Source organism: Achromobacter deleyi (genome assembly GCF_016127315.1).
Lineage (GTDB): Bacteria > Pseudomonadota > Gammaproteobacteria > Burkholderiales > Burkholderiaceae_B > Achromobacter > Achromobacter insuavis_A.
On sequence record NZ_CP065997.1, the window covers coordinates 1,128,699 to 1,149,258 of the forward strand.

General features: G+C 69.2%; 18 protein-coding genes. 14 read left to right on the forward strand and 4 right to left on the reverse strand.

From position 1 onward, the window contains the following. Positions 1 to 234, forward strand: coding sequence for a hypothetical protein (locus tag I6I07_RS05060; protein ID WP_006392557.1), 234 nt, complete (start codon positions 1 to 3; stop codon positions 232 to 234). A 494-nt stretch (positions 235 to 728) separates the two neighbouring features. Further along, positions 729 to 2,342 (forward strand): ABC transporter substrate-binding protein, encoded by a 1,614-nt coding sequence (locus I6I07_RS05065; RefSeq protein WP_198485862.1) that lies wholly within the window; start codon positions 729 to 731, stop codon positions 2,340 to 2,342. 97 nt (positions 2,343 to 2,439) lie between these two features. On the opposite strand, the gene I6I07_RS05070 is transcribed toward I6I07_RS05065, so the two are convergent. Then, positions 2,440 to 3,354: a LysR family transcriptional regulator gene (locus tag I6I07_RS05070; RefSeq protein ID WP_198485863.1), complete on the reverse strand. Its 915-nt coding sequence runs from the start codon at positions 3,352 to 3,354 to the stop codon at positions 2,440 to 2,442. A gap of 164 nt (positions 3,355 to 3,518) precedes the next feature. On the opposite strand from I6I07_RS05070, the gene I6I07_RS05075 reads away from it, so the two are divergent. From I6I07_RS05075 to dapD, 10 genes are all read left to right on the forward strand, one after another. After that, on the forward strand, positions 3,519 to 4,955 hold the full coding sequence (locus I6I07_RS05075; protein ID WP_198485864.1) for a M20 family metallopeptidase: 1,437 nt from the start codon (positions 3,519 to 3,521) through the stop codon (positions 4,953 to 4,955). 53 nt (positions 4,956 to 5,008) lie between these two features. After that, positions 5,009 to 5,980, forward strand: coding sequence for a succinylglutamate desuccinylase/aspartoacylase domain-containing protein (locus tag I6I07_RS05080; protein WP_198485865.1), 972 nt, complete (start codon positions 5,009 to 5,011; stop codon positions 5,978 to 5,980). Positions 5,981 to 6,047: 67 nt separating this feature from the next. Then, positions 6,048 to 7,691, forward strand: a complete 1,644-nt coding sequence (locus tag I6I07_RS05085; RefSeq protein WP_198485866.1) for an ABC transporter substrate-binding protein — start codon at positions 6,048 to 6,050, stop codon at positions 7,689 to 7,691. A 48-nt stretch (positions 7,692 to 7,739) separates the two neighbouring features. After that, positions 7,740 to 8,717, forward strand: a complete 978-nt coding sequence (locus tag I6I07_RS05090; protein ID WP_006392551.1) for an ABC transporter permease — start codon at positions 7,740 to 7,742, stop codon at positions 8,715 to 8,717. Between the two features lie 5 nt (positions 8,718 to 8,722). Further along, complete coding sequence (locus tag I6I07_RS05095; RefSeq protein WP_198485867.1) at positions 8,723 to 9,640, forward strand: ABC transporter permease; 918 nt, start codon at positions 8,723 to 8,725, stop codon at positions 9,638 to 9,640. A gap of 130 nt (positions 9,641 to 9,770) precedes the next feature. Beyond that, positions 9,771 to 10,754 carry an ABC transporter ATP-binding protein gene (locus I6I07_RS05100; protein WP_198485868.1) on the forward strand — a complete coding sequence of 328 codons (984 nt, stop codon included), beginning with the start codon at positions 9,771 to 9,773 and terminating at the stop codon, positions 10,752 to 10,754. Beyond that, entirely contained in the window at positions 10,751 to 11,761 is a 1,011-nt protein-coding gene (locus I6I07_RS05105; protein WP_006392548.1) for an ABC transporter ATP-binding protein, read from the forward strand. Before I6I07_RS05100 ends, I6I07_RS05105 begins: the two co-directional genes overlap by 4 nt. Positions 11,762 to 11,766: 5 nt before the next feature. Then, positions 11,767 to 12,672 (forward strand): prolyl oligopeptidase family serine peptidase, encoded by a 906-nt coding sequence (locus tag I6I07_RS05110; RefSeq protein ID WP_006392547.1) that lies wholly within the window; start codon positions 11,767 to 11,769, stop codon positions 12,670 to 12,672. 33 nt (positions 12,673 to 12,705) lie between these two features. Then, entirely contained in the window at positions 12,706 to 13,833 is a 1,128-nt protein-coding gene (locus I6I07_RS05115) for a M20 family metallopeptidase (RefSeq protein ID WP_198485869.1), read from the forward strand. Positions 13,834 to 14,740: 907 nt separating this feature from the next. Beyond that, a complete protein-coding gene (dapD, locus tag I6I07_RS05120; protein ID WP_198485870.1) occupies positions 14,741 to 15,721 on the forward strand; it encodes a 2,3,4,5-tetrahydropyridine-2,6-dicarboxylate N-succinyltransferase in 981 nt (326 codons plus the stop codon). Positions 15,722 to 15,772: 51 nt separating this feature from the next. Here dapD and I6I07_RS05125 read toward each other — a convergent pair whose 3' ends face one another. Then, positions 15,773 to 16,705, reverse strand: coding sequence for a GlxA family transcriptional regulator (locus tag I6I07_RS05125; protein WP_198485871.1), 933 nt, complete (start codon positions 16,703 to 16,705; stop codon positions 15,773 to 15,775). A 126-nt stretch (positions 16,706 to 16,831) separates the two neighbouring features. On the opposite strand from I6I07_RS05125, the gene I6I07_RS05130 reads away from it, so the two are divergent. Next, a complete protein-coding gene (locus I6I07_RS05130) occupies positions 16,832 to 17,668 on the forward strand; it encodes an SDR family NAD(P)-dependent oxidoreductase (protein ID WP_198485872.1) in 837 nt (278 codons plus the stop codon). Here the strand turns inward: I6I07_RS05130 and I6I07_RS05135 are convergent. After that, a complete protein-coding gene (locus I6I07_RS05135; protein ID WP_054479485.1) occupies positions 17,635 to 18,474 on the reverse strand; it encodes a class II glutamine amidotransferase in 840 nt (279 codons plus the stop codon). The genes I6I07_RS05130 and I6I07_RS05135 overlap by 34 nt on opposite strands. A 139-nt stretch (positions 18,475 to 18,613) precedes the next feature. On the opposite strand from I6I07_RS05135, the gene I6I07_RS05140 reads away from it, so the two are divergent. After that, complete coding sequence (locus tag I6I07_RS05140) at positions 18,614 to 19,672, forward strand: threonine aldolase family protein (protein WP_198485873.1); 1,059 nt, start codon at positions 18,614 to 18,616, stop codon at positions 19,670 to 19,672. A 31-nt stretch (positions 19,673 to 19,703) separates the two neighbouring features. Here the strand turns inward: I6I07_RS05140 and I6I07_RS05145 are convergent, their stop codons facing one another. Next, positions 19,704 to 20,531: an AraC family transcriptional regulator gene (locus tag I6I07_RS05145; RefSeq protein WP_198485874.1), complete on the reverse strand. Its 828-nt coding sequence runs from the start codon at positions 20,529 to 20,531 to the stop codon at positions 19,704 to 19,706. Positions 20,532 to 20,560 lie beyond the last annotated feature (29 nt).

The following is a 20,560-nucleotide window of genomic DNA, read 5'->3' on the forward strand; positions in this document are numbered from 1 at the left end:
ATGAGCGAACTGACCTTGAACCACACTGCCCGCCTGACCGACGCGCTGGAGCGTGACCTGCTCCGCGGCGCCCTCGAGAACCAACCGAATTCCCACCCGCTGACCAACCTGAAGAAGGCTGGCCAGGCGATCGCCGCCGCCGTTGCTGGCGTGTTCGCCTTCATCGACGAAGTCAACGAATCGATGAACAAGGCCCGCGCCGCCAGCTCGCGCTTCTCCGGTTCGCAGTGGTAAGACCAGCCGTGCCGGGCTGAGTCGCGACCGATCTCCCGCGATTCAGCACTGGCGCGCTGCCGATGTAACGCCCGCCGCCCATGCGGCGCCCGTTGCATCGGACCTGGCGCCCGGGGCCTCGGGCCCTCCCCCTCACCGGGCGCCATCGCGCCGCGCCGGCCCCCTTCGCGGGGCCCCCGCGACGCCCTCCACGACGCAATACCCCTGTCGCCCCAGCGCGAAGCCGTCCCGAAGCGGGACCGCCTCGCACTGGGGCGATGGTCATTTTGTGCGCGGCAACGGCGGCGTTCTCCCCTCTCGGCGTTTACCCTAGCGTCGGCCCGGCGCGCATTGACAGCGCGCGAACCCCCTACCGATAATCGGCCCCTTGCCGTCGTGCCTGGCGCCAAAAACACCGCAAGCCCCCCGGCCGACGTTGCGTTTCCCCGGTTGGCCCGCCCGCTGTTTCCCGCCGCCAGCACGATCCGGTTCGTTCCCCATCCGGAGTTGTCACCATGAAGTTGCGCACCACCCTGGCCCTCGTGGCCGCCGCCATTCCCTTGGCCGCTGCCCAGGCCCAGACGCTGAAGATCGGCCTGTCCGCCGAACCCACCTCGGCCGACCCCCACTACCACAAGATGACGCAGAACGACGCGTTCTCCGCGCACGTCTACAGTTCGCTGGTGGGGCGCAGTGCCGACATGAAGCTGGTGCCCGCGCTGGCCACGTCCTGGAAGAACCTGGACGACCTGACCTGGGAATTCAAGCTGCGCGACGACGTCAAGTTCTCCAACGGCAAGCCGTTCACGTCCGAAGACGTGCTGTTCACGATCTGCCGCACGCTGAACAACGAGACCAACGTGTCGCAGTCCTACATGGACACGACCAAGCTGATCACCGACGTGCAGACGCCGGATGCGCACACCGTCATCATCAAGACCGGCGCCCCCTTCCCGCTGATGCCCGCCGAAATGGCGCGCTCGCTGCCGATCGTCTGGAACGGCATCGTCGAGCACGGCAAGCTGACGTTCGACCCGAAGAAGGGATGCGGCGTGACCGGCCCGTGGCCCACCGTGGCCGACTTCAACAACGGCAAGGACGCCATCGGCACCGGCCCGTACACCCTGAAGTCGTACGTCAAGGGCACGGGCATCGAGCTGGTGCGCAACGAGAACTACTGGGGCCCGAAGCCCTACTGGAAGGAAGTGAAGTTCGTGCCGGTGCCGGCCGCCGGCCCGCGCCTGACGGGCCTGTTGTCGGGCGACTTCGACATGATCGAGAACCCCGCCGCGCGTGACCTGCAGCGCCTGAAGGACAACCCCAAGTTCGGTTTCGTGGCCACGCCCTCGACCCGCCTGGTGTTCTTCCAGCCCGACGTGGCGCGCAACCCGAGCCCGTTCGTCAAGAGCGCCGACGGCAAGAACCCGCTGCAGGACCTGCGCGTGCGCCGCGCCATCTCGATGGCCATCGACCGCAAGACCATCACCGCCCGCATCATGGACGGCATGGCCACCCCGGCCTACCAGTACATGCCCGACGGCATGTTCGGCGCGCTGCCCAAGGCCCCGGAAATCAAGTACGACCCGGAAGGCGCCAAGAAGCTGCTGGCCGAAGCCGGCTACCCCAACGGCTTCGAGCTGACGCTGTCGTCGACCAACGACCGCTACGTCAATGACGGCCAGGTGGCGCAGGCCGTGGCCCAGTACCTGGCCCGCGTCGGCATCAAGACCAACGTCGACGCCATGACCGCCTCGATCTACTTCCCCAAGCGCGCCAAGCGCGAGTTCAGCTTCTCGATGGGCGGCTGGCCGGCGGAAACGGGCGAAGCCTCGGCGCTGTTCCAGCTGTGGGTCGCCTCGCTCGACTCGCCCAACAGCCTGGGCACCAGCAACTACGGCGGCTTCACCAACGCCGACTTCGACAAGGTCTACAAGCAGGCCATCGTCACGGTCGACGCGCCCAAGCGTGAGAAGCTGCTGCAGGAAGCCACCCAGATCGCGCTGGACAACGTGCCGCTGATCCCGCTGCACTTCGAAAGCAGCATCTGGGCCTTCCGCAAGGGCATCACCTACGAAGGCCGCCGCGACCAGTTCACGCTGGCCACCTCGGTCAAGCCCGACGCCAAGTAATCCGGCGCGCGCGACATCAAAACGGCTGCCCGAGGGCAGCCGTTTTTCTTTGGGCGCAGGCGGCGCCGCCGAAAAGCCTGGCGGCCCGGCGGCCGCCTCAGGCGCCCGGCCCTTCCTCCAGCAGCAGGTCCAGCTCGCGCGACAGCAGGTCGATGAAGGCCTCCGTCTTGGACGGCAGCTGGCGCCCCTGCATGACGTGCAGCTGCAAGGTGCGCGACTGCAGCTGCGCGTTGGAGATCGGCACCGCCACCAGTTCGTCGCGCTTCAGGCTCCAGGCCACCGAGATGTAGCCGCTGAGCATGATGGCGTCGGAACCGAACACGAAGCCATGCAGCGGCGAGGAATCGTTGCAGGTCAGGGTGGGTTCGAGCTGCACCGACTCCAGCAGGCAGCCCATCTCGAACAGGTGCCGGGTGGTCGTGCCCGGGCCGGTCAGCGCCAGCGGATAGCGGCCCAGGTCCTGCAGGCTGACGCTCTTGCGGCCGGCCAGCGGATGGCCCGCGGCCATCACCGCGTGCACCGGCGCGCGCCGCGAATAGCGCACGCTGACGCCGCTGAGGCGCTCGACGTTGAAGGTCATGCCCAGCTCGACGCTGCCTTCGGCGACGCGGCGCGCGACGTCGGCCGGCGTGCCCACGTGCAGGTCGAAGCGCACCTCGGGCCAATCGCGGCGAAAGCGCGCCATGGCCGACGGCAGGAAAATGCGCGCCACGCCCTCGACGGCCGCCATGCGGATCTCGTTGCGTGCCATGCCCTTGAGCGCGGCGATCTCCTGCAGCACCGAATCCGATTCCAGCAGCGTGCGGCGCGCGTGGGTCAGCAGCAACCGGCCGGCCTCGCTCAGCACCATGCCGCGCGCGGCGCGCTCGAACAGCGGCGCGCCCGCTTCTTCCTCCAGCTTGGCGATCTGGCGGCTGATGGCGGACACCGCCACGTGCAGGCGTTCGGACGCCCCGCTCAGGCTGCCCGCCTGGGCCACCTCGACAAAGTATCGCAGGGCGATGCCGTGCATGTTTCCCCCTCGCTGGGGCCTGACGCCGATGATAATAGCTTTGCCTTTTTTGCAAAGCTGCCGATAAATATTCTAATTGTAGAGAAAGCTTCCCTGATCCTAGAATTTGCGCAACGATTCAGCAGGGTGTGCAATGACGCGCCCCGCCAAACAAGGGGAAGTCCGTGCCAGCAGCAGTCACGAGCGCCAGCCGCGCCGCCGCCATTGGCCGCGCGGTCGCGTATGCCGATAGCGGCGCCTTGCAGCGCGACCTGGCGGAACTGGTCGCGCACCGCACCGAAAGCCAGGACCCGGACCAGCGCCCCGCGCTCTACGACTACCTGCGCGCGGCGGTCGCCCCGCGCCTGGAGCGCCTGGGCTGTGCCTGGCGCGTCGAGGACAACCCCGTCGCCGGCGGCCCGCCGTTCCTGCTGGCCGAGCGCATCGAAGACCCCGCCCTGCCCACCGTGCTGATGTACGCCCATGGCGACGTGGTGCGCGGCTACGACGAGCAGTGGCGCGACGGCCTGGCGCCCTGGCGGCTGACCGCCGAGGGCGACCGCTGGTACGGCCGCGGCACCGCCGACAACAAGGGACAGTACTGCGTCAACATGACCGCGCTGGAACAGGTGCGGGCCGAACGCGGCGGACGCCTGGGCTTCAATCTGCGCATGCTGGTCGAATGCGGCGAGGAAGTCGGCTCGCCCGGCCTGCACCAGGCCTGTGCCGCCTGGCGCGAGTCGCTGGCGGCGGACGTCTTCATCGCCTCCGACGGACCGCGGCTGTCGGCCGACCTGCCGACCCTGTTCCTGGGCTCACGCGGCACGCTGCTGTTCGACCTGACGGTGGACCTGCGCGGCCACGCGCACCACTCCGGCAACTGGGGCGGCGTGCTGCCCAATCCCGGCATCATCCTGGCGAACGCGCTGGCCAGCCTGGTGGACGCGCGCGGCCGGCTATTGGTCGACGGCCTGCGTCCGCCGGCGATTCCGCCCGCCGTGCGCCAGGCGCTGGCGGACATCCAGGTCGGCCAGGACGAGGACGCCCCCGACATCGACCCGGACTGGGGCGAGCCCGGCCTGTCGCTGGCCGAGCGCCTGTTCGGCTGGAACACGCTGGAAGTGCTGGCCTACAAGACCGGCAATCCCGACAACCCGGTAGGCGCGATTCCGCCGCGCGCCAGCGCCACCTGCAACCTGCGCTTCGTGGTCGGCACCGACTGGCGCCAGGCCGAGGGCATCCTGCGCCGGCACCTGGACGCGCTGGGCCTGACGCAGGTCGCCGTACGCGTGCGGCGCGGCACCCCGGCCACCCGCCTGGACCCGGACGATCCGTGGGCGCGCTGGGCCGTGGCCTCGCTGGCCGCCACCACCGGCAAGACGCCCGCGCTGCTGCCCAACCTGGGCGGCACCGTGCCCAACGACGCCTTCTCGGACGTGCTGGGGCTGCCCACCGTCTGGGTGCCGCACTCGTATCCCGCCTGTTGCCAGCATGGCCCCGACGAACACCTGCTCGCCTCCGTGGCGCGCGAGGGCGCGGCGGTCATGGCCGGCCTGTTCTGGGACCTGGGCGAACAGGGCGCGGCCGTGGCCGCGCAACGCGCGCGCCTGACCGCCACCTGACCGCCTTCGGGCGCCATCCCTTATACAATCCCCCTCGCTTGATCGGAGTTCCCATGTCCTCGTCCTCTCCCGCGTCCCGTCCGCGTCCCTTCCTTCTCGCCTGTCCGGATCTGGCGGCCGAGCGCGTGGGCAACACGGATACCCCCGGCGTCTGGCATTTCGACTCCGGCGTGCCGGGCAAGCGCGTGATGCTCAGCGCCCTGGTCCACGGCAACGAGCTGTGCGGCGCCTGGGCCCTGAAGGACGCGCTGGCCGCCGGCCTGCGCCCGCGCCGCGGCTCGCTGACGCTGGCGTTCTGCAACCTGGCCGCGTTCGACCGCTTCGATCCCGCCAACTACGCGCCGGCGCGCTTCGTCGACGAAGACATGAACCGGGTCTGGAGCGACGACAAGCTGGCCCAGCCCATCAGCCAGGAACGCCGCCGCGCCGCCGCCATCCGTCCGTGGGTGGCGCAGGCCGACTGGCTGCTGGACTTCCACTCGATGAGCAATTCCGAGGTGCCGCTGCAGCTGACCGGCATGGAACAGCGCAACATCGACCTGGCCCTGTCGCTGGGCAACCCCGCCACCATCATCGCCGACGCCGGCCATGCCGCCGGCGTGCGCATGCGCGACTACGGCCGTTTCGGCGAGGCCGGCGACAACGGCACCCGTTCGCTGCTGATCGAATGCGGCTTCCATGGCGCGCCCGAGGCGCGCGGCGTGGCGGTCGACCAGATGGCGCGCTTCCTGGCGGCCGCCGGCACGGTGGACGAGGCCGACCTGCCCGCCGCCTGGTTCGCCCCCCAGGCCAGCGCCCAGCGCGCGCTGCGCGTGACCCACGCGATCGCCGCCAAGAGCCCAGATTTCCGTTTCGCCGAGCCCTGGAAGGGCCTGGAGACGCTGGCGCGCGCCGGCACCGTCATCGGCTGGTCCGAGGGCGAGGCCGTGACCACGCCCTACGATGACTGCGTCCTGATCATGCCGTCCAGCGCCAACCTGCGGGCCGGCGTCACCGTGGTGCGGCTGGCGCAACCGATCGTCTGATTCATCGCGCGGCGCGCCCTCGATGGCGCGCCGCCTCATATATAAGAAAACCGCCAAGGGAAGCCGCATGTCCGCAAACGTTTTCATTCGCAGCGCCTTATCCACCTGTACGCTGGCGGCCGCCATGGCCACCGGCGCGTCCGCCGCCATGGCCCAGCCGGCCCCGCAGACGCTGCGGATCGGCCTGTCGTCCGAACCCACGGCGATGGACCCGCACTATCACCAGGTCACGCCCAACGACGCGATGACCTCGCATATCTTCGAGACCCTGATCGGCCAGGACGCCAAGATGAACCTGGTGCCGCGGCTGGCGACCGCCTGGAAGGCGGTGGACGACACCACCTGGGAATTCACGCTGCGCGACGGCGTGAAGTTCTCCAATGGCCAGCCGTTCACACCGCAGGACGTGATCTTCACGCTGTGCCGCGCGTTCCACAACGAGCAGTCGATCGGCGGCTCGTACCTGAGCGTGGTGCAGAAGCTGGCCAGCATCGACGTGCGCGACGGCAACGTGCTGGTCATCAAGACCCACCTGCCCTACCCGCTGCTGCCCAACGACCTGACCCGCAACGCCATGCTGTGGAGCGGCATCGTCGAGCACGGCCCGATCCGCTTCGAGCCCAAGAACGGTTGCGGCGTGACCGGCCCCTGGCCCACCATCAGCGACTTCAACAGCGGCAAGTCCGCCATCGGCACCGGCCCGTACACGCTCAAGTCCTATGTCAAGGGCAGCGCCATCGAGCTGGCGCGCAACGACGCCTACTGGGGCGACAAGCCGGCCTGGCCGAACGTGCGCCTGATCCCGGTGCCGGCCGCCGGCCCGCGCTTGACCGGCCTCTTGGCCGGCGACTTCGACCTGATCGAGAACCCCGCCGCGCGCGACGTCAAGCGCATCTCGGAAACGCCGGGCTTCGGTTACGTCATCACGCCGTCGGTGCGGGTGGTGTACTTCCAGTTCGACGTGGCGCGCAGCCCCAGCCCGATGGTGCGCGCGGCCGACGGCAAGAACCCGCTGCAGGACGTGCGCGTGCGCCGCGCGATCTCGATGGCGATCGACCGCAAGGCCATCACCGCCCGCATCATGGACGGCGCCGCCACCCCGGCCAACCAGTTCCTGCCCGACGGCATGTTCGGCACGCTGCAGCCGCCGCCCGAACTGAAGTACGATCCGGCCGCCGCCAGGAAGCTGCTGGCCGAGGCCGGCTACCCGGACGGCTTCGAGCTGAACATCTCGTCCACCAATGACCGCTACATCAACGACGCGCAGATCTCGCAGGCCGTGGCCCAGTACCTGTCGCGCGTGGGCATCAAGACGACCGTGGACGCCATGACGCGCTCGGTCTACTTCCCCAAGCGCGCCAAGCGCGAGTTCAGCTTCGCCATGGGCGGCTGGTCGTCGGAAACCGGCGAGGCCTCGTCGTTCCTGCAGTACTGGGTCAGCGCCTTCGACAAGGAACACGGCCTGGGCACCAGCAACTATGGCGGCTATGACAACCCGGCCTTCGACAAGGTCTTCAAGCGCGCCCTGACCACGGTCGATCCGGCCGTGCGCGAAAAGCTGCTGCAAGAGTCCCTGACCCTGGCGCTGGCCGACCTGCCCAGCATTCCGCTGCATTTCGAAAGCAGCATCTGGGCGTTCCGCAAGGGCCTGACGTACGAAGGCCGCGCCGACCAATACACCCTGGCCATGTCGGCCAAGCCCGCCAATTAAGATCGCCGATCCGGCGCCTGCAACCCGAGCCCACCAAGGAAATATCACGTGGCCCTTTTCATCCTACGCAGACTGATCCAGAGTCTGTTCGTGCTGCTGGCCGTCTCGGTCGTGGTCTTCTTCGCGGTGTATGCCGTGGGCGACCCGATCGAACTGCTGGTCAGCCCCGAAGCCAGCCAGGCGGCGCGCGAGGCGATGATCGCCCGCCTCGGCCTGGACCTGCCCGTGTGGCAGCAATACACAGGTTTCCTGTGGCGCGCGCTGCACGGCGACCTGGGCACCTCGTTCGTGCACGGCATCCCGGCCATCGAGCTGATCGTGCAACGCATCCCCGCCACCTTCGAGCTGGTGATCGTGGCCATCGGCCTGACCTGTGTGATCGGCATTCCGCTCGGCCTGGTGGCCGGCCTATACCGCGATGAACCGCTGGGCCGCGGCATCATGGCGTCGTCGGTGCTGGGCTTCTCGCTGCCGAACTTCTGGCAGGGCATGATGCTGATCCTGCTGTTCGCGGTGTGGCTCGGCTGGCTGCCCGCCACCGGCCGCGGCGACACCGTGACGGTGCTGGGCGTGCGCCTGTCGATCCTGACGGCCGACGGCTGGTCGCACCTGATCATGCCGGCCATCAACCTGGCGCTGGCCAACATCGCACTGGTGCTGCGCCTGACCGCCTCGGGCGTGGTCGAGGCCCGCAGCCAGGACTACGTGAAATTCGCGCGCGCCAAGGGCATCAAGCCCGGCCGCATCGTGCGCCGCCACATCCTGCGCAACATCCTGATCCCGGTGGTCACCGTCATCGGCATGGAATTCGGCAGCCTGATCGCCTATTCCACCATCACCGAGACCGTGTTCGCGTGGCCCGGCATGGGCAAGCTGCTGATCGACAGCGTCTACCAGCTCGACCGGCCCGTGGTGGTCGCGTACGTGATGCTGGTCACCCTGATCTTCGTGGTCATCAACCTGGTTGTGGACATCTTGTACGCCGCGCTCGACCCGCGCGTGCAGCTCGTGACCCCCGCTCAATAATCGCCATGGCTCAATCTCCCAATACCGGCCGCACCCGTACCGTCCAGCCCCTGGCCGATACGCCCAAGCGCGCCTCGATCCTGAAGAAACTGCGGGCCCGGCCGACCGTGCGCGGCTCGGTCATCGCGCTCACCATTCTGGTGCTGCTGGTGGTGTTCGCCCCCTACTTCGCGCCGCAGAATCCCTATGACCTGGCCAACCTGTCGCTGCTGGACGGCCGCCTGGCGCCGCGCCAGGCGCTGATGGACGGCAGCATCGCCTGGCTCGGCACCGACGACCAGGGCCGCGACATGCTCAGCGCCATCCTGTACGGCCTGCGCATCAGCCTGATGGTGGGCCTGTCGGCGGTGGTGCTGGCCACCGCCGTGGGCGGCGCGGTCGGCCTGGTGGCCGCCTATATCGGCGGCTTGGTCGACACCGTGCTGATGCGCATCGTCGACTTCATCCTGGGCTTTCCGACCATCCTGGTGGCGCTGGTGCTGCTGGTGGTGCTGGGCCGCGGGGTCGACAAGGTGATCCTGGCGCTGGTGCTGGTGCAGTGGGGCCACTATGCCCGCATCATGCGCAGCCGCGCGCTGCAGGAGCGGCGCAAGGAATACGTCGAGGCCGCCGCCAACCTGGGCTTTCCGGCCTGGCGCATCATGGTGTTCCACCTGCTGCCCAACTGCCTGGGCCCCGTCATGGTGTTCGCCACCATCCAGATCGCCACCGCCATCGCGCTGGAAGCGACGCTGTCGTTCCTGGGCGTCGGCGTGCCGATCACCGAACCCTCGCTGGGCCTGCTGATCTCCAACGGCTTCCAGTACCTGCTGTCGGGCGACTACTGGATCAGCCTGTTCCCGGGTATCGCGCTGTTGCTGCTGATTCTCTCCATCAACATCGTGGGCGACCGCCTGCGCGAAAGCCTGGACCCAAGGAAATGACCCACCCCCGAAGCGCTGCGCGCTTCCCCCTCAAGGGGGCATGCCAGCGGACCGGCGGAGCCGGCTCCGCGGCATCCCGTTGGAGTGAGACTTGCCACGCACGTAGCAGTTGGCACACTGGATTACTGATATGAGTGACACTCTTCTCGAGGTGCGCGGCCTGCGCACCGCATTCCATACCGAGGCCGGCGCGTGGCTGGCGGTCGACGGCGTCGACCTGACGGTGCGCCGCGGCGAGATCGTGGGCCTGGTCGGCGAGTCCGGCTCGGGCAAGTCGGTCACCGGCTTCTCGCTGCTGGGGCTGATCGATCCGCCCGGAGAAGTCGTCGACGGCGAAGTGAAGTTCAAGGGCAACGACCTGCGCAAGCTCTCCGAAGAGCAGATGCGCCAGTTGCGCGGCAACCGCATCGCCATGATCTTCCAGGATCCGCTGATGACGCTCAACCCGGTGCTGCGCATCGGCGAGCAGATGATGGAAGCCATCCTGACGCACGAGGACGTGCCGCGCGCCGAGGCCATGGAACGCTGCCGCGAGGCGCTGGCCATGGTCGGCATCCCGTCGCCGGAAAAGCGCCTGAAGAGCTATCCGCACGAGTTCTCGGGCGGCATGCGCCAGCGCGTGGCGATCGCCATCGCCATGCTCAACAAGCCCGACCTGATCATCTGCGACGAGCCGACCACGGCGCTGGACGTCACCATCCAGGGCCAGATCCTGTACCGCATGCAGGAGATCTGCCGCGAGCACAACACGGCGCTGATCTGGATCACCCACGACCTGGGCGTGGTGGCCGAGCTGGCCGACCGCGTCGCGGTCATGTACGCCGGCCGCATCGTCGAGAGCGGCCCGGTCGAACAGGTGCTGGACGCGCCGCGCCACCCCTACACCCGCGGCCTGCTGGACTCGATGCCCGGCGCCACCCAGCCGGGCGCGCGCCTGCACCAGATCAACGGCATGGCGCCCAGCCTGGCCGGCCGCCCGTCGGGCTGTGCCTTCCGGCCGCGCTGCGGCCACGCGGTCACGCGCTGCACCGAGCAAGCCCCCACCGTCACCACCGAAGGTCCGCGCAGCTATCGCTGTTACGTCCCGATCGCCCGCGAGGCCGAGCAAGCATGAGTCAAGCCGATACCCCTGTCATCGAGCTCAGGAACGTCCACAAGCGCTTCGAACAGCGTCCCGACCTGGCCCAGCGCATCCTGGCCCTGGGCGGCCGCCCGATCGACCGCCGCACCGTGTATGCCGTCAACGGCGTCGACCTGCGCATCGGCCGCGGCGAAGTCGTCGGCCTGGTGGGCGAGTCCGGCTGCGGCAAGTCGACCCTGGGCCGCGTCGTCGCGGGCCTGCACCGCCAGACCGAAGGCGACCTGCTCTATCAGGGCCAGGATGCGCGCCGCCTGCGCGGCGCCGACAAGCTGGCCTACACGCTGGGCGTGCAGATGATCTTCCAGGATCCGCAGGCCTCGCTCAATCCGCGCCAGCGCCTGCGCCAGATCCTGGGCGAATCGCTCAAGGTGCACAAGCTCGCGCCGTCGGCCGAGATTCCCGCGCGCATCGACCAGGCGCTGACCGAAGTGGGCCTGGACACCGAATACCGCGACCGCTTCCCGCACCAGATCTCGGGCGGCCAGCGCCAGCGCATCGGCATCGCCCGCGCGCTGATGGTGGCGCCCAAGTTCCTGGTCTGCGACGAGCCGGTGGCGGCGCTGGACGTGTCGATCCAGGCGCAGGTGATCAACCTGTTCATGGACCTGCGCGAGCAGCACGGCTTCACCTACCTGTTCATCAGCCACGACCTGGGCGTGGTGCGCCACATCTCGGATCGCGTGGCCATAATGTACCTGGGCAAGATCGTCGAGATCTCGACCTCGGCCGAGATCTTCGCGCGCGCCAACCATCCGTACACCCAGGCCCTGATGGCCGAGGTGCCGGACGTGGCCCGCCGCGGCCGCAAGTTCACGCCCATCAAGGGCGAAATCCCGTCGCCGCTGAACCCGCCGTCGGGCTGTACCTTCAACCCGCGCTGCCCGCACGCCATGCCGCGCTGCCGCGAGCAGGCGCCGACGCTGAAGGAAATCTCTCCGGGCCACTGGTCGGCCTGCCATCTGAACGAAGCCACCGCCTGAACGCCATGAAACCCTCTGACATGTCCAACGTGGACCGCATCGCCATCGAAATGGGCCATGCCGGCCGCAACGCCATCGCCTATATCGACGAAGATCGCAACTCCGATCGCCCGTTCAAGCTGCAGACCTATCGCCCCTACGGCTACACCCCGGACCGCCCGGTGGTGATCGTGCAGCACGGCGTGCTGCGCAACGGCGACGAATACCGCGACTTCTGGGTCGAGGCCGCCGACAAGCACAAGCTGCTGATCGTGGCGCTGACCTTCTCCAACGAGATCTGGCCCGGCGTCGAAAGCTACAACAACGGCCGCGTGTTCTCGGCCGGCGGCAACCCGCGCCACATCGACGGCTGGACCTACGCGCTGGTGGGCAACGTGATCCGCGACATGATCGACGCCGAGATCACCGACGGCCAGAACGTCTACCTGTTCGGCCACTCGGCCGGCGGCCAGTTCGTGCACCGCCTGATGAGCAGCCAGTCGCACGCGCCGTTCAAGGCCGTGGCGGCGGGCAATCCCGGCTGGTACACGCTGCCGACCTTCGACCACCCGTTCCCCGAAGGCATGGACGGCGTCGGCCTGACCGAAGACCACCTGGTCAAGCTGCTGGCTTACCCGATGACCATCCTGGCCGGCGACCAGGACATCGCCACCGACGATCCCAACCTGCCGTCGGAACCGGCCGCCATGCGCCAGGGCCCGCACCGCTTCGCCCGCGCCCACAACTACTTCGAGGCCGGCCGCAAGGAAGCCGAACGCCGCGGCGTGCCGTTCAACTGGACGCTGCAGGTGGTGCCCGGCATCGGCCACGACGGCCGCGCCATGTCCGCGGTCTGCGCCAGCCTGTGGTTCGACGGCGCCATGCCGAGCGACGCCGAGTTGGCCCGCCTGGCCGGCCAGCAGGTCGCCTGAACGTTCCCTTTCATTCCCGCTAGCAGAATCGCCATGTCCACTTCCCGCACTGAACAACTCGTCGCCGGCATCCAGAGCTGGCTGCAATGCGAATCGCCCTCGAACTTCCCCGACGGCATCGCCGCCATGGCCCGCATCATCGCCGACTACGCGGCCGCGGCCGGCCTGACGGTGGAACTGTCGTCGCTCGGCCCCACCACCGGCCCGCTGCTGTACGCCACCAACCGCGCCCCCGGCGACACCCGCCCCGGCATCTTGATCCTGGCGCACATGGACACGGTGCACCCGGTCGGCACGCTGCTGGAGAACCCGGTGCGCATCGACGGCGACCGCCTCTACGGCCCCGGCAGCTATGACATGAAGGCCGGCATCTACCTGGCGCTGACGGCGCTGGCCGGCGTGGCCCGTCCCGGCGCGACGCAACTGCCGGTGGACTTCCTGGTGGTGCCCGACGAGGAAACCGGCAGCCACGCCTCGCGCGTGCACATCGAGCGCTTCGCCGCTAACGCCAAGTACGCGCTGGTGTGCGAACCGGCCCGCCCCAACGGCGGCAAGTGCGTGACGGCGCGCAAGGGCACCGGCATGCTGAACCTGAACGTCAAGGGCCGCCCGGCCCACGCCGGCATGCAGCACGAGAAGGGCCGCAGCGCGATCCGCGAAATGGCGCACCAGGTGCTGGCGCTGGAAGCGATGACGGACTACGAACGCGGCATCACCGTGAGCGTGGGCACGATCGCCGGCGGCACGGTGACCAACACGGTGCCGGCGCTGTGCCGCTGCGTGGTGGACTTCCGCGTGCCCGACATGGGCGCGGCCGAAGACGTGCTGCGCCGCATGCGCGAGCTGTGCGCGGTGGGCCCGGACGTGGAACTGGACATCAACGTGGAACTGAACCGCCCGCCGATGGTGAAGACCGACGAAGCCGCCGCGCTGCTGGCGCTGGTGCAAGGCTACGCGGAACGCGCCGGCTTCCTGCTGGAAGACGCGCCGATGACGGGCGGCGGCAGCGACGCCAACTTCACCTCGGCCATGGGGATTCCGACGCTGGATGGCCTTGGGGCGGATGGGGATGGGGCGCATACGTTGAATGAGTACATCCTGGTTTCTACGTTGGAGCAGCGGTTGAAGTTTTGGGAGTTGTTGTTGAAGGAACTTGCTTAGAGTTCTTTTTGCGGCGGTTTGGGTTCTTTAGCCGCGGGTGTCGGGGCAGGCGGAGGATGGCGGGGCTACGATTGCGGTCCGGAGCCTTCGCTCCGGACTGCCCCGTCGTCATCCTTGTCCTCGCCTTCGGCGACTCCTTCGGATTCCCTCGGGCGCATCTACACGCCCCGCCATCCTCCGCCTGCCCCGACACCCGCTCACGATGAGACGTCATTCCGGTCGCTGGGGGGAACGGTTTGCTTGGCGTGCAGGTGACCATCAGAGGGTGGGAGAGAGGGTCTTGCGGGGCCCGCCTCAAACGGCCGCGCGGGCGGCCTTTTGAGGCTTACGCGGCGTCTTGCGTCGTCGCGATGGCGCTGTCGCGCGTGGATGCGGCGCTGTCGAGCACAACTGAGAGATTGCGCGCACCACACCTGTTTGTGGGCGGCGCGGCAGACTCGTCACGCGCAACATGACATCCATCGCGCCGCCCACCACCGCCCCTCCCCCTGACGCGCGGCCCAATAGAAAACCACTCCACACCAGCGCACCGCGCACCCGCCTCGCCTTCAAATGCACAGCCGCCCCTTGCGGCCGCCCGCGCGGCCACAAGGGGCAACCCCGCAGATTCCATCCCCTGAACACAGGTCCAGCAACGCGACAAGCCCAGACGCACGCAGCCCCTCGGGCAGGCGGCCCTGGCGGCGGGCAACCTCGATGCGCCCGACGGAATCCGAAGGCAGCCGCCGCAGGCGGCAACGAGGATGAGGCAGGGGCAGTCCGGAGCGAACGCTCCGGACCGCAATCGTGGGCGCCCGCCGCCAGGGCCGCCTGCCCGAGGGGCGACCTACGAAAGCTCCCCGGCCTACCAGCAGAAACCCACCATCGCCTAGAATATTCCCAAGAGAAGCCCCACAAAAAAAAGCCCATGCAAGAATCCCCCACCCACAGCGCCATCGCCTACGGCCTGGCCACGATCGCCGCCGACGGCACCGTCCTGGACACCTGGTATCCCCGCCCGTCACTGGCCGACCATATGCCAGCCGGCGGCACCCGGCACCTCACGCCAGAAGAGGCCCGCGCCGCGCTTGGCGAACACGTGCCCACCTCGCTGGGGCGCGACACCCGGCGCAAAGTCGATATCGTCGCCGTGCGCACCGCCATCGCCTCGCTCGACGCGCCGCCCGCCGACGCGCACGACGCCTACCTGCGCCTGCACCTGCTCAGCCACCGGCTCATCCGGCCGCACGGCGCCAACCTGGACGGGCTGTTCAACGTCCTCGCCAATGTGGCCTGGACCTCCGCCGGCCCCTGCGCCGTCGACCAGGTCGACGCGCTGCGCTGGCAGCTGCGCGCCACCGGGCAGATCCTTGAAATTCGTGGCGTCGACAAGATTCCACGCATGACCGACTACGTCGTGCCCGCCGGCGTGCGCATCGCCGACACCGCCCGCGTGCGGCTCGGCGCGCACCTGGCGGCCGGCACCACCGTGCTGCACGAAGGCTTCTGCAACTTCAACGCCGGCACCCTCGGCGCCTCCATGGTCGAAGGCCGCATCAGCGCCGGCGTCATCGTCGATGACGGCACCGACATCGGCGGCGGCGCGTCCATCATGGGCACCATGTCCGGCGGCGGCAAACAGGTCGTGGCCATCGGCAAGCGCTGCCTGCTCGGCGCCAACTCCGGCATCGGCATCTCGCTGGGCGACGACTGCGTGGTCGAGGCGGGCTGCTACGTCACCGCCGGAACGCGCGTGCTGACGCCGGAAGGCGCGGTGGTGAAGGCGGTCGAACTGGCCGGTCAGCACGGGCTGCTGTTCCGCCGCAACTCGCAGAGCGGCGCGGTCGAGACGCTGGTGCGCACGGCGGCCTGGGGCACCTTGAACCCGGCCCTGCACACGGGCCACTGACGCCGGCGGGTCCGGCCGCCACGGTCTGGCCCGGCCGGACCGCGCCCCGCCTCAGGCGTGCAGCAGCCGCCGCATCGCCTGCGGCGACTGGCCAAACGCCCGCAGGAACGCCTTGCGCATGCGGTCGCGATCGCCAAAGCCGGTCTCGCGCGCCACCACCTCGGCCGCATGGCGGCCCGACTGCATCATGTCCTGCGCCGCTTCCAGGCGCAGGTGCTCCACCGCCTTGGCCGGCGACTGCCCGGTTTCCTGGCGGAACACGCGGCTGAACTGGCGCGGGCTCAGGTGCGCGGCGCGCGCCAGTTCGTCCACCGACAGTTCGGCCTTCAGGTTGGCCTTGGCATAGGCCAGCGCCGTCTGCACCCGGTCGGACTTCGCATCCAGCTCCAGCAACGCCGAGTACTGCGACTGCCCGCCCGCGCGGCGCTGCGTCAGCACCAGCTTGCGCGCCACCGTGCGCGCCATTTCCGCCCCCAGGTCCGCCTCCACCATGGCCAGCGCCAGGTCGACGCCGGCGCTCATGCCCGCCGACGTCCAGATGGGGCCATCGGCCACGAAGATGCGGTCCTCGTCCACCTTGACCCGCGGGTACTCGCGCTGCAGGCGGCGCGCGTAGAACCAATGTGTGGTGGCGCGGCGGCCATCGAGCAGGCCGGCCTGCGCCAGCACGAACGCGCCGGTGCACATCGAGGCGCAGCGGCGCACCCGCGTGCTGGCGCCGCGCAGCGTGCGCAACAGGCTCTCGGACGCGCCATCGCCGGTGTTGTCGCCGGCAACGATCAACGTGTCGAACGTGCGCCGGCCGAGCTTGATGGTGTCCTGCGCGAACCCCAGCGAACTGGCCACCGGACCGCCATGCTCGGACACCAGCACGACGCTATAGGCCGGCTCGCCGGTGTGGCGGTTGGCCATCTCGAAGACGGCGCTGGCCGCCAGGCTCATGAGCTGGAAGCCCGGGTGCAGCAGGATCGCGATGGTCTTCATGGTTTGCCCCTGCATTTTCGTTATATGTCCTGAAAAGACGTTTCTATGTCATTGAGGATATTCCAGCGCGACTCTACTCTGCAAGCGTACCGGCACGACCCGCCGTCCCTCTTTTCGGAGTTCACTATGAGCAACACCCCGCTTCACACCTCCCCCGGCCGCGCCCTGGTCACCGGCGCCTCGTCCGGCATCGGCGCGCGCTACGCCCACCATCTGGCCCATCGCGGCCACGACTTGACGCTGGTGGCGCGCAACGTCGAGCGCCTGGAAACCCTGGCCGCGCGCCTGCGCGCCGAAACCGGCCGCGACGTGCGCGTGCTGCCGGCCGACCTGTCGCGGGCCGACGGCGTGCAACGGGTGGCGCAAGCGCTGCGCGAAGACGATTCGCTGACCCTGCTGGTGAACAATGCCGGCATCGGCTCGGTGGCGCCGCTGCTGCAATCCGATCCCGGCCAGATGCAGGCCATGATCGACCTGAACATCAGCGCCCTCACCCACCTGACCATGGCGGCCGCGCCCGCCTTCGTGGCGCGTGGCGGCGGCACCCTCATCAATATCGCGTCGATCGTCGGACTGCACCCCGAGCTGCTCAACGGCGTCTACGGCGCCAGCAAGGCCTATGTGCTGGCCTACTCGCAATCGTTGCGCCATGAGCTGGCGGACAAAGGCCTGCGCGTCCAGGCGGTGCTGCCCGGCGCCACCGGCACCGAGTTCTGGGACCTGGCCGGCAAGCCGGCCAGCGAACTGCCGTCGGCCATGGTGATGAGCGCGGACGACATGGTGCGCAGCGCCCTGGCGGGCCTGGACCAGGGCGAATTCGTCACCATTCCGTCGTTGACCGATCCGGCGCTGCTGCAACGCCTGGAAGCGGCGCGTCAGGCCCTGGGGCCGGAGCTGTCGCGCAACGCGCCGGCGGCGCGCTACGGGCTTCAGGCCCCTGGCGGCACCGGCACGAACGGATAGTGCTCGACCTGGCCGCGGGCGGCGATGATGGCGGTGGACTCGGGCACCTCTTCCCAGGCTCCCGGCATCTCGGTCAGCGGCTCGGACAGCAGCAGGAAGGCGTCGTCATCCAGCGCCGCGACCTTCGGGTCATCGGGGTAGAGTTCGCGCAGGTGGCGCACGCAGGTGTTGTGGAACAGCGTGCGCGAATCGCGTTCGCTGGAATAGCGCACCGCGATCAGGCGCTCGCCGTCCAGCGCGCACACCGTCATGTTGATCGGCCGGGCCACGCCGTGGCGCCGGCCGGTCTCCTCGACCGCGCCGACCATGCGCGCCAGCGCCGGCAGCGCGTCCTCCTCCAGGCCGAAGGTCAGCGCCAGCAGGAACATCACCTCGGAATCGGTCGACCCTTCCAGCGAGCCGAAATAGGCGGGCGCGATCATCAGCATCAGGTCGCGCCGCAGCAGGGGATAGTCGCGGATCACGCCGTTGTGCACGAACAGCCAGTTGCCGTGGCGGAACGGATGGCAATTGGTTTCCTGGGCCGGCGTGTCGGTGGCGGCGCGGATGTGGGCCACGAACAGCGGCGAATGGATGGCGCGCGCGGCCTCGCGCAGGTTGCGGTCGTTCCAGGCCGGATGCACGCTGCGGTAGCGGAACGGCGGCTCGGGCGGCCGGCCGTACCAGCCCAGGCCGAAACCGTCGCCGTTGGTGGTGGTGGCGCCCATCCGTGCATGCAGGCTCTGGTCGATCAGCGAGTGCGTGGCCTTGAACAGCACGCTCTCCATTTGCAGGGGACTCCCGGTGTAGGCCAGCCAGCGGCACATGATGCGCTCCTTGTGAACCGACCCGACGCGGAGCCGCGGGGTCCGTCCCAGTGTAGGAGCGCGGCGCAATTTTCTACAAGCCCGGGACGGCGCCGGCGGGCATAGTGGGACCTTGTCTGCCTTTCCCGGAGCCTGCCCTTTGGACACCCCCGCCTCCCTTTCGCCCCAGCTGGGTTTCGCCAGCGACAACACCGCCGGCGCCAGCCCGCAGATCCTGGCCGCGCTGCTGCGGGCCAATGAGGGACAGGCTGCCGCCTATGGCGCCGACGACATCACCCTGCGCGTCGAACGGCGCCTGGCCGAGATCTTCGAGCGCGACGTGGACGTGCTGCTGGTGCCCACCGGCACCGCCGCCAATTCGGTGGCGCTGGCGGCGCTGACACCGCCCTGGGGCAGCGTGCTGTGCCACGCGCACAGCCACATCGCCAACGACGAATGCGGCGCCCCCCAGTTCTACAGCGGCGGCGCGCGCCTGGCGCTGCTCGATGGCGCCGCCTCCAAGCTCGACCCCGCCCAGCTCGCGGCGGAAGCGCGCCGCAAGGCCGGCGACGTGCACTCGATGCCGCCCGCCTGCGTCAGCATCACCCAGGCCACCGAGACCGGCAGCGTGTACACGCTGGACGAGATCCAGGCCATCGGCGCCGTCTGCCGCGACGCCGGCCTGCCGCTGCACATGGATGGCGCGCGCTTTGCCAATGCGCTGGTCAGCCTGGGCTGCACGCCCGCGGAAATGACCTGGAAGGCCGGCGTCGCGGCGCTGTCGTTCGGCGCCACCAAGAACGGCGTACTGGGCGCCGAGGCCATCGTGCTGTTCGAACGCGGACGCGCCACGGAACTGGCCTACCGGCGCAAGCGCGGCGGCCACCTGTTCTCGAAGATGCGGCTGCTGTCGGCGCAGATGGAGGCCTATCTGGCGGACGACCTGTGGCTGGACAACGCGCGCCAGGCCAACGCCATGGCGGCGCGGCTGGCGGCCGGCATGGCGGGCCTGCCCGGCGTGACCCTGCAGGGGCCGGTCGAGGCCAACATCCTGTTCTGCCAGTTGCCCGCCGCGGCCATCGACGGCCTGCTGGCGCAGGGCTTTCGCTTCTACCACGACCGCTGGGGCCCGGGCGTGGCGCGGCTGGTGACCTCGTTCACCACGCGCGAGCAGGATGTCGACCACTTCCTGGCGGCATTGCGCGCGCTGGTGCGATAGCGGCGCCCAGGCGACGCGGGAATCGGCGCGCTCAGGCCGCGCGCCGGTAAGCCGAAGGCGGCACGCCGTAGGCCGTGCGGAAGGCGCGGTTGAAATGGCTCTGGTCGTAGAAACCGACATCGGCCGCGACCTGCGCGATCGGCGCGCGCGCCCGCGCCAGCGCGGCGCAGGCCCGTTCCAGGCGCAGCCGCGTCAGCCACGCGTGCGGCGTCAGCCCCACCGACAGCGCGAAGCGGCGCAGGAACTGGTAGCGGCTCAGGCCGCACAGCAGCGCCAGGTCTTCAAGGCCGATCTTGTCGCCCAGATGGGCCTGGCAGTAATCCAGCACGGCCCGCTGGTGCGGCAGCGACAGGCCGCCGCGCACCGCCTGCGGCGTCACCGCGCCGGTGCGCGCGAACAGCGCCCCCATCAGGGCCAGCGAGGCGGACTCGTGCGCCAGCGGCCCGGCGGCCGCGTCCGCCATCCAGGACGCGTGCAACGCCATGAAGCGGGCCGCCAGCGCGGGTTCCTCGATCAGCGTGCCCAGGAACCGTTCGCCGGGCACGCCGCCCGAGACCTCGGCGATGAAATCGCGCATCAGGTCGGGCGACAGGCGGAAGGTCTTCAGGGTGTAGGACTGGCCATAATCGGCCACGCCGGCGCCGTCATGGACCTCGCCGGGCGGCATCAGGGCGATGCCGCCCGGCCCCAGCAGCGTGCTGCGGCCACGGAAGTTCTGGCGCTGCACCCCCTGGGTCACCAGGCCGATGTGGTAATCGACGTGGTAATGCCGGTCGAATTCGAAATCGACCAGCCGCGCCACGCCCAGCACCAGGCCCGGTGTGCCGGGCACCGGTTGATAACGCACGTCATCCTTCATCGGTAACGCCATGGTGCAAAGCGGCAGGT